At 73.8% G+C, this 14,586-nt stretch carries 11 protein-coding genes and 1 pseudogene; 4 read left to right on the top strand and 8 right to left on the bottom strand.

The window, feature by feature from the left end; genetic code table 11:
- Nucleotides 1–301 precede the first annotated feature (301 nt).
- Together LCH29_RS30160 and LCH29_RS30165 are read left to right on the top strand one after the other, a co-directional pair.
- Nucleotides 302–1,405: an aminoglycoside phosphotransferase family protein gene (locus LCH29_RS30160; RefSeq protein WP_446464860.1), complete on the top strand. Its 1,104-nt coding sequence runs from the start codon at nt 302–304 to the stop codon at nt 1,403–1,405.
- Nucleotides 1,406–1,726: 321 nt separating this feature from the next.
- Nucleotides 1,727–3,793 (top strand): N-acetylmuramoyl-L-alanine amidase, encoded by a 2,067-nt coding sequence (locus tag LCH29_RS30165; RefSeq protein WP_446464861.1) that lies wholly within the window; start codon nt 1,727–1,729, stop codon nt 3,791–3,793.
- Nucleotides 3,794–3,808: 15 nt separating this feature from the next.
- On the opposite strand, the gene LCH29_RS30170 is transcribed toward LCH29_RS30165, so the two are convergent.
- The 4 genes and pseudogenes from LCH29_RS30170 to LCH29_RS30185 form a co-directional block, all read right to left on the bottom strand.
- Nucleotides 3,809–4,687: a glycoside hydrolase family 95-like protein gene (locus LCH29_RS30170; RefSeq protein WP_446464930.1), complete on the bottom strand. Its 879-nt coding sequence runs from the start codon at nt 4,685–4,687 to the stop codon at nt 3,809–3,811.
- Nucleotides 4,582–5,256 (bottom strand): annotated as a pseudogene (locus LCH29_RS30175) (glycoside hydrolase family 95 protein); the annotation flags it as partial. The gene LCH29_RS30170 and the pseudogene LCH29_RS30175, both read right to left, overlap by 106 nt.
- A gap of 13 nt (nt 5,257–5,269) precedes the next feature.
- Nucleotides 5,270–5,770 (bottom strand): hypothetical protein, encoded by a 501-nt coding sequence (locus tag LCH29_RS30180; protein ID WP_446464862.1) that lies wholly within the window; start codon nt 5,768–5,770, stop codon nt 5,270–5,272.
- Nucleotides 5,771–5,877: 107 nt separating this feature from the next.
- Nucleotides 5,878–8,808, bottom strand: coding sequence for an ATP-binding protein (locus LCH29_RS30185; RefSeq protein ID WP_446464931.1), 2,931 nt, complete (start codon nt 8,806–8,808; stop codon nt 5,878–5,880).
- 247 nt (nt 8,809–9,055) lie between these two features.
- On the opposite strand from LCH29_RS30185, the gene LCH29_RS30190 reads away from it, so the two are divergent.
- The gene (locus LCH29_RS30190) at nt 9,056–10,141 is read left to right on the top strand and encodes an isoafricanol synthase (protein ID WP_446464863.1); all 1,086 of its coding nucleotides are present in this window, start codon (nt 9,056–9,058) and stop codon (nt 10,139–10,141) included.
- A gap of 67 nt (nt 10,142–10,208) precedes the next feature.
- Nucleotides 10,209–10,937 (top strand): leucine-rich repeat domain-containing protein, encoded by a 729-nt coding sequence (locus tag LCH29_RS30195; RefSeq protein WP_446464864.1) that lies wholly within the window; start codon nt 10,209–10,211, stop codon nt 10,935–10,937.
- Between the two features lie 69 nt (nt 10,938–11,006).
- Here the strand turns inward: LCH29_RS30195 and LCH29_RS30200 are convergent, their stop codons facing one another.
- The 4 genes from LCH29_RS30200 to LCH29_RS30215 form a co-directional block, all read right to left on the bottom strand.
- A complete protein-coding gene (locus LCH29_RS30200) occupies nt 11,007–11,252 on the bottom strand; it encodes a DUF397 domain-containing protein (protein ID WP_055556519.1) in 246 nt (81 codons plus the stop codon).
- 115 nt (nt 11,253–11,367) lie between these two features.
- Nucleotides 11,368–12,534 (bottom strand): thiolase domain-containing protein, encoded by a 1,167-nt coding sequence (locus LCH29_RS30205; protein ID WP_446464932.1) that lies wholly within the window; start codon nt 12,532–12,534, stop codon nt 11,368–11,370.
- An 8-nt stretch (nt 12,535–12,542) separates the two neighbouring features.
- Complete coding sequence (locus LCH29_RS30210) at nt 12,543–13,604, bottom strand: thiolase domain-containing protein (protein ID WP_446464865.1); 1,062 nt, start codon at nt 13,602–13,604, stop codon at nt 12,543–12,545.
- Nucleotides 13,605–14,564 carry a Zn-ribbon domain-containing OB-fold protein gene (locus LCH29_RS30215; RefSeq protein WP_446464866.1) on the bottom strand — a complete coding sequence of 320 codons (960 nt, stop codon included), beginning with the start codon at nt 14,562–14,564 and terminating at the stop codon, nt 13,605–13,607.
- Between the last annotated feature and the right edge of the window lie 22 nt (nt 14,565–14,586).

Raw genomic sequence — 14,586 nt, forward strand, 5'->3', positions numbered from 1 at the left:
GGATCCTCGGCTGGCTTGACAGTAACGGGCCCGTCACGAGCCGTGCGACTATTCGCCAGGGTTCGCCAGGGTCCGCCAGATGGTGTGCCACCCGCGCGCGGGTGTGATGTAGGAGTGCGCTACCCGGCCCGGTGCGGGTTGGAAAATCCAACGGGAACATCCGGTTGGAACATCCAGTTGGAAAATGCCAGCGGGAAACCGTCCGTTGGAAAATGCCAGCCGCATTCCCCAGGGTGCGGCCCCGCCCCGGGGCCGGGAGCGTACGCACATACGTCGGCACACGAAGGGATCTGTCTCGCCCATGTACGCAGCGTCGTCCTCCGTGTCCGCCCCGCCTCGGCCGTACCGGCGGCAGCTGCCCGGCAATGGGCCGTACCTCGATCCCGCTCCCGGCGGCCGCGCGCGGCGCACCGCCGCCCTCGGCTCCGTGCCGCCCAGCGGAAGACTCGACGTGTCCGGTCCCCAGGGTGCGCAGTTGCGCACCGCCATCGCCGCGGTCCATCGCATCTGTCCGGAGTTCAACCCCGTCCAGGTGCTCCGGCGCAGCGGGCGGTCCGTTCTCCTGGTCGGTTCGACGGGCCGCACCACGGCGGTCGCCAAGTGCCTGCTGGACCACTCCCCGGCGTGGGCCGAGCGGTTCCGCCGCGAGATAGCGATGTACCGGACGTTCGTACGACAGCGTCCTCCCGTCCGGGTGCCGCGGCTGATCGCCGCCGACCCCGACAACTGCGCGCTGATCATCGAGCGGATGCCCGGGCGGGTCGCGGCCGCGCAGCGCCATCCCGCCGAGGCGCCGCCGCGCGCCGATGTGCGCGCCGCGCTCGGCGCGATCTGCCGGATCAACCAGTGGCGGCCACCGGGGGACCTGTTCGACGCCCCGGTGGACTATGCCGCCCGGCTGTCCCGCTACCACGAGTTGGGGCTGCTGACCGACCGGGACATGGGCGATGTGCGCAAGCTGCTGCGCGGCGTCTCGCAGGCGGCGGGGCGGCAGCTGCCGGCCCAGTTCTGCCACGGCGACGCCCTGTTGAACAACGTGCTGCTGGCCCCCTCGGGCGCGGCGCTCATCGACTGGGACCACGCGGGCTGGTATCTGCCGGGCTACGACCTGGCGACGCTGTGGGCGGTGCTCGGCGACGCCCCGGTGGCCCGGCGTCAGATCAGCCAGCTCGCGCAGGCGGCGGGTCCGGCGGCGCGGGACGCGTTCCTGGTCAACCTGATGCTCGTCCTCACCCGGGAGATCCGCCGGTACGAGACCGCCGTGCAGCGCAGCATGCACGATCCGGCGCCCGTGGTGCCGGGGGTGATGGCCGCCGGTGAGGAGCAGCGGCTGCTGCTGCGGCGGCTGCATGACGACTGCGGTCTGGCCCGGCGCGCCGTGCGCGCCGCGGTGGGCACGCGCTGAGTCGCCTCGTCACACCGTCTGCGGCGTGTCACCGGTCTGGACCGGTGACGCGCCGCAGGCGGTGTGACGTGCGAAGCCTTTGTCGCGCGACGGTGATTGACGGATCGCCCGGCAGCGGATACCTCTAGGGCGTGTCCGCACAGTCCCGCCGGGCCCGCGACGCCTGGCACGCTCCCCCAGCTACCGCTGGGAGGTGCCCCCTCTCGCTGCGTTGTCGGGATCACCCGAGTAGACCCGCCCGCGACTGCGCGGACACGCCCCAGGCCGTGCCCCTTGGGAGGCACCCTACGGTTCGGCTCAGCCCACCTCGAGGAGGCTGCAATGCCAGGATCCGCACAGGACGGCGCCCACGAGGCAGACGCCCACGACACCAGCAGAGACGCGGACAGGGACGGCGAAAGACCCGTCCCCGGCCCCAGCCGGAGGACGGCACTGCGGACCGCGGGCGCCGCCGCGTCCGCCGCCTTTCTGCTCCCGGCCGTCTCCGCCGCCCCGGCCGCCCGGGCCGATCAGCCACCGGGCGGCACACCGCCGCCGGAGGGGGCCGGGCCGCTGCAACGGGCCTTCGCGGCGGCGGCGCAGGAGCACGGGGTGCCGCTGAGCGTGCTGCTGGGCGTGTCGTATCTCCAGTCCCGCTGGGACGGCCATCGTGGCGCGCCCAGCGTCACCGGCGGATACGGCCCGATGCACCTCACCGACGCCTTCACCGCCCTCTCCTCGGCCCCGCACCACAGCCAGGGCACCGAGGACGCCCGCGGCGATCTGGCCCGGCCCCTGCGGGTGCCGGAAGCCTCGGTGCCCGAGCCGCGGCAGCTGCCCGCGCGGCTGCGCACGCTGGGCCGGGCCGCGGAGCTGACGGGGCTGTCCGCCGCCGAGCTGCGCGGCGACGCGGCGGCCAATGTGCGGGGCGGCGCCGCGCTGCTGGCCGCCGCGCAGAAGCGGCTGGGGCTGCCGTCGAGCGACGATCCGGCGGACTGGTACGCGGCGGTGGCGGCCTACCCGGGCGCCGACAGCGCCGCGGCGGCCGCCGTGTTCGCCGACGACGTCTACGACGTGATCCGCGGCGGCGCCGTGCGCACCACGGGCGACGGTGAGCGGGTCACGCTCGACGCCGTCCCCGGGGTCGCCCCGGACCGGCGGCAGCTGCGGTCGCTCGGCCTGCCGGACCCCAAGCGGGATCCGCACGTCGAGGCCCCCGGCAATGTGTCCTGCGAGTGGATCCCGGCCCCCTACGAGCAGTTCGGGGACAACGACTACGGCAACCACGACCTGGGCAACCGCCCCCTCTCCCAGTCGATCGACTACATCGTCATCCATGACACCGAGGGCTCCTGGGACACCACCATCAAGCTGGTCCAGGACCCGACGTATGTCTCCTGGCAGTACACGCTGCGCTCCTCCGACGGCCATATCGCCCAGCACGTACCGCTCAAGGACGTCGCCTGGCACGCGGGCAACTGGTACGTCAACGCCAAGTCCATCGGCCTGGAGCACGAGGGCTTCCTGACCGCGCCCGACGCCTGGTACACGGAGGCGATGTACCGCTCGTCGGCCCGGCTGGTGAAGTGGCTGGCGCGACGGTACGGCATTCCGCTGGACCGGCAGCACATCCTGGGCCACGACAATGTGCCCGGCACGACCGCCGCCACCATCAGGGGCATGCACACCGACCCGGGCCCGTACTGGGACTGGGCGCACTACTTCAGCCTCCTCGGCGCGCCCTTCCACCGCACCGCGGGCGCCTCCGGGGGGCTGGTCACCATCCGCCCGGACTACGAGACGAACGAGCCGGTGTACACCGGCTGCGAGACGGCCGGTCAGGAGTGCGTCCCGCACGGCTCGTCCGCGGTGCGGCTGCACACCGCGCCGAGTGACGACGCCCCGCTGGTCAAGGACATCGGGCTGCGTCCGGACGGCGCCGACTCGACCACCGGCGTCAATGACACCGGCGCCCGCGCCACCACCGGCCAGCAATACGCGGTCGCGGGGCGGCAGGGCGACTGGACGGCGATCTGGTACCTCGGCCGGCAGGCGTGGTTCCGGAACCCGCGGCGGCGGCCCACGGCCGTGTACGGCAAGGGCCTCGTCGTCACGCCGAAGGCGGGCCTGGCGGAGGTCCCGGTGTACGGGCGCGCCTACCCGGAGAAGGAGGCGTACCCGGAGAGCGTACCGGTGCAGGCGGTCTCGCCGCTGCCGTACAAGCTGCTCGCCGGGCAGCGGTACGCACTGGGGCTGCGGACCCGGGGTGAGTATCTGTGGGCGACCACCTTCGATGCCAACGGCCACATCGTGGTGCGCGGTCAGGACGTCTACTACCAGATCCAGTTCGGGCACCGGGTGGCGTTCGTCCGGGCCGCGGATGTGCGGGTGCGGCGCTCGGGCCGGTGAGCCGGTGCCGGCGGGTCAGGCCCGCTCCGTGAACCGGTAGGTGTGGCCGCCGCGGGCCGCGAGCGTGACCGTACGGGCGTCCCCGTAGCCGGGGTCGTCGCGTACGGCCGTCTCGCGGCCCGTGGTGTCGTCATAGGCGGTGTACGGCCGCGCGAACAGATCGCTGCGTATCCGGACCGGTCCGTCGTGTCCCGCCGCGACGGTGAGGGTACGGGCGCGCCCCGCGCGCCAGGTGATGTCGACCGTGAGGTCGCCGTGGGCGCGCAGCCCGCGCACTGAGCCGTCCGGCCAGCGGCCCGGCAAGGCGGGGAGAACGTCCAGCACGGCGCGGTGGCTCTGGGGCAGCATCTGGGCGATCCCGGCGGCGGCGCCGGAGTTGCCGTCGATCTGGAACGGCGGGTGGGTGTCCCACAGGTTGGGGAGGGTGGAATCCGCCAGCTGTCCGGCGAGCAGCCGGTGGGCGCGGTCGCCGTCGCGCAGCCGGGCCAGAAGTTGACCTTCCGGGCGCGGTCGGCCGGGCTCTCCCCGCCCGGGTACGCGGCGCGCTGCCGGTCGGTGGGCGTCAGGGGCGGGGTCCGGCCGCCGAGGTCCAGCGCCGTACGGTCGAACAGGGCGCGGTGGTCGCGGACATGGCGGCTCAGCGGGGTGAGATGGCCACGGTCCGCGGCGGCGTCCACGGTCTCGGTCACCGCCCGGTGGGGGTCCTCGCCGCGGTAGTGGGGGTGGGTATCGGCGTAGTCGGTCCCGGCCGCGAGGACGAACCAGGCGCTGCGGGCGCCGGTGACGGTGAGCGTGCCGTCCTCCCCGGCCGTCACGGTGCCGCCGTCGCACACCACCCGCACCTGGGCCTCGAAGCGCAGCCCGTTGTCCGCCAGCGCGCCGCGGATCGTCCACCGCCCGTCATGCGCGGTGACCTGGTGGTCGCCGGGGCGGGGTGAGATGTGGCGCAGGGTGAAGCCGACGTCCCACGGGGCGGCGCTCAGCCGTCCGACGATCACCCGATCGGGGTACGAGGCGAAGAACTCGCGCTGGTGCCGCCCGCCGTGGGCGGTGTACTCCACGAGGGCCACGCCCTGGCTGATCTCCAGGCGGCGCCGATAGCTGTCCAGGGTCTCGGGCACGTCGGGGATGTCCAGCCACAGATCGCCGAAGGGCTGGTAGACGCCGTAGCGGGAGCGGGGCTGCCCGAGCCGGACCGCCACGTCCCCGGGGGCGGCCGCGCCGTGCTCGTCGATCAGCCGCTGGACGGCGGCTAGGGCGCCGGGGCGCAGCTCACGCCAGTTGCCGTGGTCGTACCCGCCGGGACCCGGACCCCCGGTCCATAACGACTTCTCGTTGAACTGGATCCGCTCCCGGGCCACACCCCCGAAGACCATGGCGCCGAGCGTGCCGTTGCCGATGGGCAGCGCCTCGCGCTCCCAGTCCGCCACGGGGGTGTCGTACCAGAGCGTCCAGCGGGCCACCGGGGGTGTCCCCTCAGCCCTGCTGGAACATCTCCGCGGGCAGCGGCTTGAGCAGCCGGTACAGGTCGTCGGTGATCGGCCGGTCCCAGCTGGCGATGGTGACGAGGACGCCGTCGCTGCGGTCGAACTGGGCGCAGGAGATCCGGCCTTCGGACAGCTTGATCCGGCGCACGATGAGGAGGTTGTCGTCGTGCATGACCGGGGTGTCCTCGGTGTCCACGACCTGGACCTGCTCCTCGTTGCCGAGGGCGGCCAGCAGCTGGGTCACCTCGAACGGAGCCTGGTCCTCGGCCACCTCGCGGGCCGGGGAACCCTCGGGCAGATTCCCGATGATCATCGCCGGGCCGCGGCCGCCGAACAGGTCGTAGCGCAGGAAGACGCCCTGGCAGGTGCCGTCCGGCGCGGGCAGCAGCCCCGCGCCCAGATCGCCGGGCCAGTCCCCCGGATCCATGGCCAGGACATCGAAGTCCGGCCCGGTGGGCGTGGCGGCGCTGCGGCGGCGGAGGAAGGACATGCGGACATGGTACGTGGCCCGCCACCCTTCCCAAGCTCGGGAGCACCCCTCTTCCGGCCCGCCGTCACAGCCTCTTCACCGGTCGCCGCCCGGCCCCGGCCCCCGGCTCAGTCCCCGGGGAGCGGGTGCGGCGGGCGGTCGGGGCGGGAGGTGCCCAGGAGGGTGGCGAGGCCGCCGCGGTCGGTGCCCACCTTGCGGTAGACGCCGGACAGCAACCGGGCCACCTCGCGCTCCGCGAGGCCCATCTCCTCGCCGATGCGGTCGTCCGGCCAGCCCTCGGCGGCCCGCTCGGCGACGGCCTGCTCCTGCGAGGTGAGCGGGCTGGTGTGGTCGACCCGCAGCTGCATCGGGCGCAGCCCGGCGGCGGACAGCTCGTCGCGGGCCCGGGAGGCCAGGGTGTCCGCGCCGCACTGGACCGCGCCCTCCAGCCCGCGGTAGAGCCGGTCCCCGGCCTCCTGGGGCAGGCCGACGCGGCGCAGGGCGGCGCCGTGGTCGACCAGCGCCACGGCCAGGTCGTACGCGGACGGCGAGCGCTCCAGGTGGCTGACGGCCTCGGCCAGCAGCTTGATCCTCTCCGATCCCTGGGCCACGGCGGCGGCGCTGTGCAGCGCCCGGCCGATCGCGGAGTGGGTGCCGAACTGGCGGGCGCGGCGCACCGCGTCGTCGGCGACCTCGGCGGCCTGGCGGGGGTCGGTCAACGCGAGGGCCTGGGCCATGTGGAGCTGCCAGGGGCACCAGACGGGGTTGCGCATGCCGCGGCCGTCCATCCGGCGGCCGACGTCGGCGAGCTGCTGGCGGGCCTCGCCGTGCAGGTTGGAGGCGAGCAGCAGTTCGCCGCGGACGGTGGGCACGTCGGGGCAGAGCACGGCCTGCGGGAGGATCTCGCCGCCGTGACCGGCCGCGAACTCCTGCGCCTCCCGGATCCGGCCGCGGCTGATCAGGGTCTCGATGAGGGTGCCGACGGCGGTCCAGTGCGCGGGGGTGGAGGAGCCCACGAGGTCGGCGATGCGCATGCCCTCGCGGGCCAGCTCCTCCGCCTCGACGAGCGCCCCGCGGCGCAGCCGGGCGTATCCGAGGAGAGTGATCCCGAACGCCAGGTGGGAGCCGCGCCAGCCCTTGCGCTCGCATTCCGCTATGCCGGTGTTGAACAGCGCCTCGGCGCGTCCGGGCTGGTCGCAGTGGAGGAAGATCAGGGCGACCAGGATCGGCACCTCGAAGCCCCAGTCGTCATCGGTCCAGCTCAGTCCGGAGCCCAGGGCCTCTTCCGCNTAGTACAGGGCGGTGGCCGCCGGTTCTCCGCGCGTCATCGCGTCCCAGGCGCGCAGGCCCAGCAGATAGCGCTCGGCCATGCCGCGGCCGGTGAGGTGGTCGGCGAGCCGGGCGAGGCGCCGGGAGCGGGCGGGGGACTCCTTCTCGTCGGCGCGGAACATGCTCCACATGAACTGTTCGGCCTGCATGCGCAGCCGGGTGCGGGCGCTGGTGGCGCGGGGCACCTCGGCCGCGACGACCTGCGCGGCCTCCTCCATGCGGCCGCTGTGGCCGTACGCCTGGGCGAGCCGGTAGGTGATCGCCTCGCGCAGATCGGAGCCGAGGTCCGGCTCCTCCAGGGCGGCCCGCAGGTGGTTGACGGTGACGGAGGGCTCGGTGAGCTGGGCGGAACAGCCCAGCTCGTACAGGACCGCGGCGCGCTCCTCCGGGGCGGGCGGTTCGCGCAGGGCGCGGGCGAGGCAGCGGCGCCCGGCGTCGGGCGCGCCGGCCCGCAGATACTCCCGGGCGGCCTCCCTGAGGTGGCGCACCACCCAGGAGTCGCCCTCGGGGTGCATCTCCAGCAGATGGCGCCCGGCGGCCGCGGAGCCCAGGCCCGCGGCGAGCACCACGGTGGCGGCCTGGCCGTGCATGGCCACGCGCAGCGCGCCGGGGATGGCCTGGTAGACGGCGGTGGCGATGAGCGGGTGGAGGAATTCCAGCGGCTGGGCGCCGCGGTCGCCCTGCCGCGGCGGGGCGAGGATGCGGGCGTCCGCGAGCCGCGCCACCTGCTCGGCGGTCTCGGTCTCGCTGAGCCCGGCGACGTTGGCCGTCAGCGACGGGGTGGCCTCGATGCCGAGGACGGCGACGGCCCAGGCGAGGCGGACGGCGGCGGTGCCGAGCCGGGTCAGCCGGTCGCCGAGACCGCTGTCCTTGGCGGCGGCGACCAGCTCGCGCAGGGCGCCGAGGTTGACCGTCTGCGGTTTCAGGTCGCGGTCGCGGACCTTGGCGGTCAGCTCGACCACCTCGAAGGGATTGCCGCCGGTCACCGCCCAGCACTCGCGGCAGAACGCCTCGTCGGCCTCCTCACCGAGGACGTCCCGCACGATCCTGCCGACCCCGGCCGGGGTGAGCGGGGCGAGTACGTGCGGGCGCGAGCCCTGCCGTTCGGTGAGGCCGCGGACCGCGGCGGCGTCGGCGGTCAGGTCCTCCGGGCGGTAGCCGACGGCGAGCAGCAGGGGCAGGTCCACGGCGCGGGCGGCGAACCGGAGGAGCCAGTCCAGGGATTCGGGGTCGGCCCAGTGGACGTCGTCCAGGATCATGACGACCGGGGCGTGCTCCACCGCGAACCGGGTGACCAGCCAGTCCAGGCCGTCGCGCACGCCCTGCGGATCGGGTGCGCCGCCGCTGCCGGAGACCACCAGGCCCACCGCGGGCGCGACGATGTCGTACCAGCTGCCCAGGATTCTGCGGTGCTCCTCCTCGCCGGTCGTCGCGAGCACGGGCTGGAAGAGCTGCCGTACGACGTGGAACGCGGCGCCCTGCTCGTGCTCGCCGCCGCGCGCCGACATCACGGTGCAGCCGCGGTGGGCGGCTCTGCGGCGCATCTCGCCGAGCAGCGCGGTCTTGCCGAGGCCACCCGGCCCGGCGAAGGCGATCACTCCGCCGGTGCGGGTGCCGGACGGATCGCCGGGATCGGATCCGCACAGATCGGTCAACGCGTGGTCGACCGCCGCGAGTTCGGCCTCCCGCTCCAGCAGTGCCCGACGTGTCCGGTCCTGCCGGTCCCTCATGTCCGCCACGTTCGATCCCCTTCGGCACGTAACGCCGAGCGTAGCCTGTCTGGCACGCTCCGTAGCCCGGTATGCGGGTATTTCCTTCTGGCATTGCCAATGGCACACGCCAATTCAACTCGCGCTCTATCGATGGCACGTTCACCACGCGAGGATGACCGGATTCATCGGGTCGGCCCGTCGCCGCGGGGGGTTGTGGTATGGGCGGCGCGGCCTTCCCCGGAACCCGAAGGGGGGCGATACCGCCATGAACGCGACGTACACGACTACTTCGCGCCCGCACGCCCGGCATGCGGCACTGCTGAGCCGGGCGGCCCTGCTCGACATTCCGGCCTCGGCCGACCCCAGCCCCGGAACCGGGGCCGCCAGAGTGCACACCGTCCAGTGGCTCTCGCGGTACGGCGTGTTCCGGGCGGGTGGCGCGGTCGCCGAGTACGACGCGCTCCGATTCGACCTGCTGAACGGCCTGTTCTACCCCCGGACGACCGGTGCGGAGCTGGATGTCGGCAATGACCTCATCGGCTGGTACTTCGTCTTCGATGATCAGTTCGACGGCGAACTCGGCCGCCGTCCGGAGGAGGTGGCCCGGATGGTGCGGGACGTCATACGGGTCACCGAGGAGCCGGACGACGCACCCGGGCAGGGCGGCGGGCCCCTGCTGGAGAGCTTCCGCGATCTGTGGCGGCGCATCCACGCGGGCCGCCCACCGGTATGGCGGGAACGTTTCCGCCACCACTGGCTGGAGTATCTGCACTCCTATCACCGCGAGGCGCTCGACCGCTCCGGCACACAAGGCCCCCCGCTCTCGGTGGACGCCGTGCTGGCGCTGCGCCGCCACTCGATCGGCGTGCAGCCGTGCCTGGACCTGAACGAGCGCTTCGGCGGCTACGCCCTGCCCGCCGCGCTGCACGGCGGCCATCCGCTGGCCCGGATGCGGGAGGCCACGGACGACGTCGTCGTCTTCACCAACGACATCGCCTCCCTGGACAAGGAGCTGGCCGCCGGGGACCTCCACAACACCGTCATCGTCCGCCACCGGTGCCACGGCGGCACCCTGGAGGACGCGGTCGAGCACATCGCGGGCCTCGCCAACGCGCGCTACCGCTGGTTCGAGGAGACCGCGGAGCGGCTGCCGCGGCTGCTCGCCGAGGCGGGTGCGGGGACGGATCTGCGCCGGGACGTGGACCACTACGTGGACGGGATGCGTGACGTGATGTGCGGCAACCTGGGCTGGTCCCTGCGGACGGCCCGCTACGACGAGCGGGGCATAGCGGCGGTCAGCGACGGCCGCCAACGACCGTGGGCCGGACTCAGCGCCCCCGGTTCCGGCTGACCGGATCCGCTACGTACGAACGGCCCGCCGCGGCGGGCCGTTCGGGTATCTCGGGTATCAAGGTCGCGTGAACGACACCCTCAACCTGTGGAAGGCGGGGCTCGCCGAGGCCCCCGACGAGATCTGGCAGCGCACCGGTCTGCGCGTCCTGATCCTGGCCGACAACGCGCTCACCCGCCTCCCGCCCGCGCTCGGACGGCTGCGGCGGCTGCACACCCTGGACCTCGGCCACAACCGGCTCGCCGCGATCCCGGAGGAGATCGGCGAGCTGTCGGGGCTGACCCGCTGCCTCTATCTGCACGACAACCGGCTCCCCCGGCTGCCGCGTTCCCTCGGCAGGCTCGGCCAACTGGGCTATCTCAACGTCGGCGAGAACCCGCTCGGCAGTCTGCCGGAGGAACTCGGCGGCATGGCGGGGCTGATGGAGCTGCGCGCGCAGCACGCCGGACTGACCGGGCTGCCCGGCTCGATCGGGCAGCTCGGCGCGCTGCGGGAGCTGTGGCTGCGCGGCAACCGGATCAACGCCCTGCCCGCCGGGGTGTCCGCGCTCCGCGCGCTGCGTCAGCTGGAGCTGCGGGAGAACGCGCTGAGCGAGGTGCCCGGGCCGCTGCGCGGACTCCCGCGCCTGCGCCACCTCGACCTGCGCGGCAACCGGATCCGAACGCTTCCCCAGTGGGTCGCGGAGCTGCCCGCCCTGGAGAAGCTCGACCTGCGCTGGAACCCGCTCGACGAGGGCGTCGACGACGGCCCGGTCGTCCGGGCGCTCGGCGAGCGGGGCTGCGTCGTGCTCGGATGAGCCGGGGCCGCGTCACACCGAAGCCCGGACGAGGCGTCAGTTCAGGACACCCGAAGCCCGGACGGGGCGTCAGGTCAGGTCGAACTCGCCCTCGCGCGCGCCCAGGACGAAGGCGCGCCACTCGGCCGGAGTGAAGATCAGGGCCGGGCCTTCGGGACGGCGGCCGTGGCGCATCGCGATGAAGCCCTCGACGAAGGCGATCTCGACATCGCCCACCCCCTGGCTGCTCGACTGCCACTGGGCGCCCGTGAGGTCGAGGTCGGGCTTCTCGCCATTGCCCCTGAGCGGCTGTGCGGTCGTGGTGGTGTCTGCCACGTGCGGCTCCTCCCGGATCGTCGTCCCGGCCCCACCCTAGCGAGCGCGGCCGGTGCCGGACAGGCCACGAAAGGAGGACGTGATCTGTCCGGCGGGTGTCGTCCGGGTGCCCGCCTCATGTGGAGGGAGGGGCCGCCCCGACCACCCACATGGCGAAGAACTGCGAACCGCCGCCGTAGGCGTGGCCGACCGCCGTGCGCGCCCCCTCGACCTGGTGTTCGCCCGCCCGGCCTCGGACCTGGAGGGCGGCTTCGGCGAAGCGGAGCATGCCGGAGGCGCCGATGGGGTTGGTGGACAGCACCCCGCCCGACGGGTTGACGGGGAGGTCGCCGCCGATCTCGGTCACCCCGGACTCGGTGAGCTTCCAGCCCTCGCCCTCCGCCGCGAAGCCCAGGTTCTCCAGCCACATCGGCTCGTACCAGCTGAACGGCACGTACATCTCGATCGCGTCGATCTCCCGGCGCGGATCGGTGATCCCGGCCTGCCGGTAGACGTCGGCGGCGCAGTCGCGCCCGGCGCGCGGCGAGACGCAGTCCTTGCCCGCGAAGAGCGTCGGCTCGCTGCGCATCGCGCCGCCGTGCATCCAGGCGGGCGGCCGGGGGGCGCGGGAGGCACCGGCGCGGTCGGTGAGCACCATGGCGCACGCGCCGTCGGAGGAGGGGCAGGTCTCGGAGTAGCGGATGGGGTCCCACAGCATCGGCGAGGACTGCACCTTCTCCAGCGTCAGATCCTGTTCGTGGAGGTGGGCGTAGGGGTTGAGCAGGGCGTTGCGGCGGTCCTTGTACGCGACGAGCGCGCCGATCGCCGGGGGCGCGCCGGTGCGCCGCATGTACGCGCGGACGTGGGGTGCGAAGAATCCGCCCGCCCCGGCCAGCAGCGGCTGCTGGAAGGGGACGGGCAGCGAGAGCCCCCACATGGCGTTGGACTCGGACTGCTTCTCGAACGCCAGGGTGAGCACGGTGCGGTGGACGCGGGCGGCGACCAGGTTGGCGGCGACGAGCGCGGTGGAGCCGCCGACCGATCCGGCGGTGTGCACGCGCAGCATGGGCTTGCCGACCGCGCCGAGCGCGTCGGCGAGGTACAGCTCGGGCATCATGACGCCCTCGAAGAAGTCGGGCGCCTTGCCGATGACCACGGCGTCGACGTCCGCCCAGGTCAGTTCGGCGTCCTCCAGGGCCCGTACGGCGGCCTCCCGGACCAGCCCGGCGATGGAGACATCGCGCCGGGCGGCGGTGTGCTTGGTCTGGCCGATTCCTACGACGGCCACCGGTTCCTTGCTCACTGAACGGCTCACCGGACGTCCCCTTCCAGGACGGCGACCAGGTTCTGCTGGAGGCAGGGGCCGGAGGTGGCGTGGGCCAGCGCCCGGTCGCCGTCGCCGCGGTGGAGGGCGGCGGCGGCCTCACCGAGCCGGATCAGCCCGGCGGCCATCATGGGGTTCGCGGCCGGGGCTCCGCCGGACGGATTGATGCGTACGGCGTCGTCCAGCTCCAGTTCGCGGCGCAGGATGATCTCCTGCGAGGTGAACGGGGCGTGCAGTTCGGCGAGGTCGACGGGCGCCTCGAAGGCCCCGGCGCGTGTCGCGGCGAGCCGGGTCGACGGGGAGCGGGTGAGGTCCCGTACGCCCAGGCCGTGCGGTTCGATGCGGTGGTCCATGCCGCGGATCCACGCGGGGCGGGCGCACAGCCGCCGCGCGGTGTCCCCGGCGGCGAGCACCACGGCGGCCGCGCCGTCGCCGATGGGCGGGCAGTCGTGGCGGCGCAGCGGGCGCACCAGGTACGGGGCGTCGAGGAGGGCGCCGGGCGGGGCGGAGCGGGTCACCTGGGCGTGCGGGTTGTCGGCGGCGGCGTTGCGGCCGCGCGCGGCGACCTCGGCGAGGGCGCGTTCGTCGGTGTCGCCCGCGTCGAGGAGTGCCTGGGCCTGGAGGGCGGCCAGGGAGACCGAGTCGGGCCACAGGGGGGCGACGTAGTACGGGTCGAGCTGGCGGGTGAGGACCTCGGGCAGATCGCCGGGCGAGGACTTGCCGTAGGAGTAGACGAGCGCGGTGTCCGCCTCGCCGGTCAGCAGCTTGACCCAGGCCTCGTAGAGCGCCCAGGCGCCGTCCATCTCGACGTGGGACTCGGAGATCGGCGGCCAGGCGCCGACGCCGTCCAGCGCCATGGTGAAGGAGAAGGCGCGGCCCGCGAGGTAGTCGGAGGAGCCGGAGCAGGTGAAGTCGATCTCGCCCGCCCGCAGGCCCACCGCGCCGAGCACCTGGTGGAGGACGGGCATCAGCATCTCGACCTCGGAGACCTCCGCACTGGTGCGCCGGGTTCCGCTCTGCCCGAAGGCGACGATGGCGACGTCTCGCATCTACAACAGCTCCTTGTAGGTGTCGTAGTCGGCGTCGGGTTCGCCGGTGGGCCGGTAGTGGTCGGGGTAGCGGCCGCCCTCGGTCCACACGGGCGTCACCCGCAGCCCCATGCGCACCTGGTCGTACGGGATGCCGCCGATGCGGCCGTGGAGGGCGAGATCGGCACCGTCGAGGGCGATGTGCGCGTAGACGTACGGCACGTCGATGTCCAGGTTGCGGGCCTTGATGTTCACGATGCAGAAGGTGGTGACGGTGCCGCCCGGTCCCACCTCGACCTGTTCGTCGGTGGCGACGCCGCAGGTGGGGCAGGCGCCGCGGGGCGGTACGTACACCTTGCGGCAGGACGGGCAGCGCTCGCCGACGGTCTTCTGCCCGGCGAGGGCGGCGAGGTAGCGGGACTGGGCGCGGCCGGGCGCGTAGGTGTAGTCGAGGCGGGCGGGGGCGACGATGCCGGTGACGGGGTCGGCGAACTCCTGCTCGTGGGGGCTTGGTTCCTGGGTGGCCGGGCCGTCGTACGGTTCGAAGCAGGCGATGTCGGTGATGGAGCCCTCGCGCTCCTCGGCCCAGCGGACCCGTACCCGCATGCCGGTGCGCACGGCGTCCGGCCCCGGCGCGTCGAGGGCGTGCAGGAGGGCGGTGTCGGCGCCGTCGAGCCGTACCAGCGCCCAGGCGAAGGGGGTGGGCAGGGGCTGGCCGCGGCGCGGGGCCGGGTTCCAGGCCCAGGTGGTGACGGTGCCGGTGGGGGCGACCTCGACCAGGTCGCGCAGTTCGGCGGCGGTGTCCGGGTCGTATTCGACGGGCGGGACGAGCACCCGGCCACCGGCGGTCCGTACGCCGAGCACGGTGCGCTCGCGCAGGCCCGTGAGGAAGGCGCTCTGGACGGGACCGAGGGAGCGGGTGAAGGGGAACTCGACCACGAGAGGGGCCTTCAGCACCTCGGGGGCGGGAGCCGGTGTCATGGGGCGTCTCCTTCTGCTGGCA

The sequence above is a fragment of the Streptomyces sp. BRA346 genome, assembly GCF_052851135.1.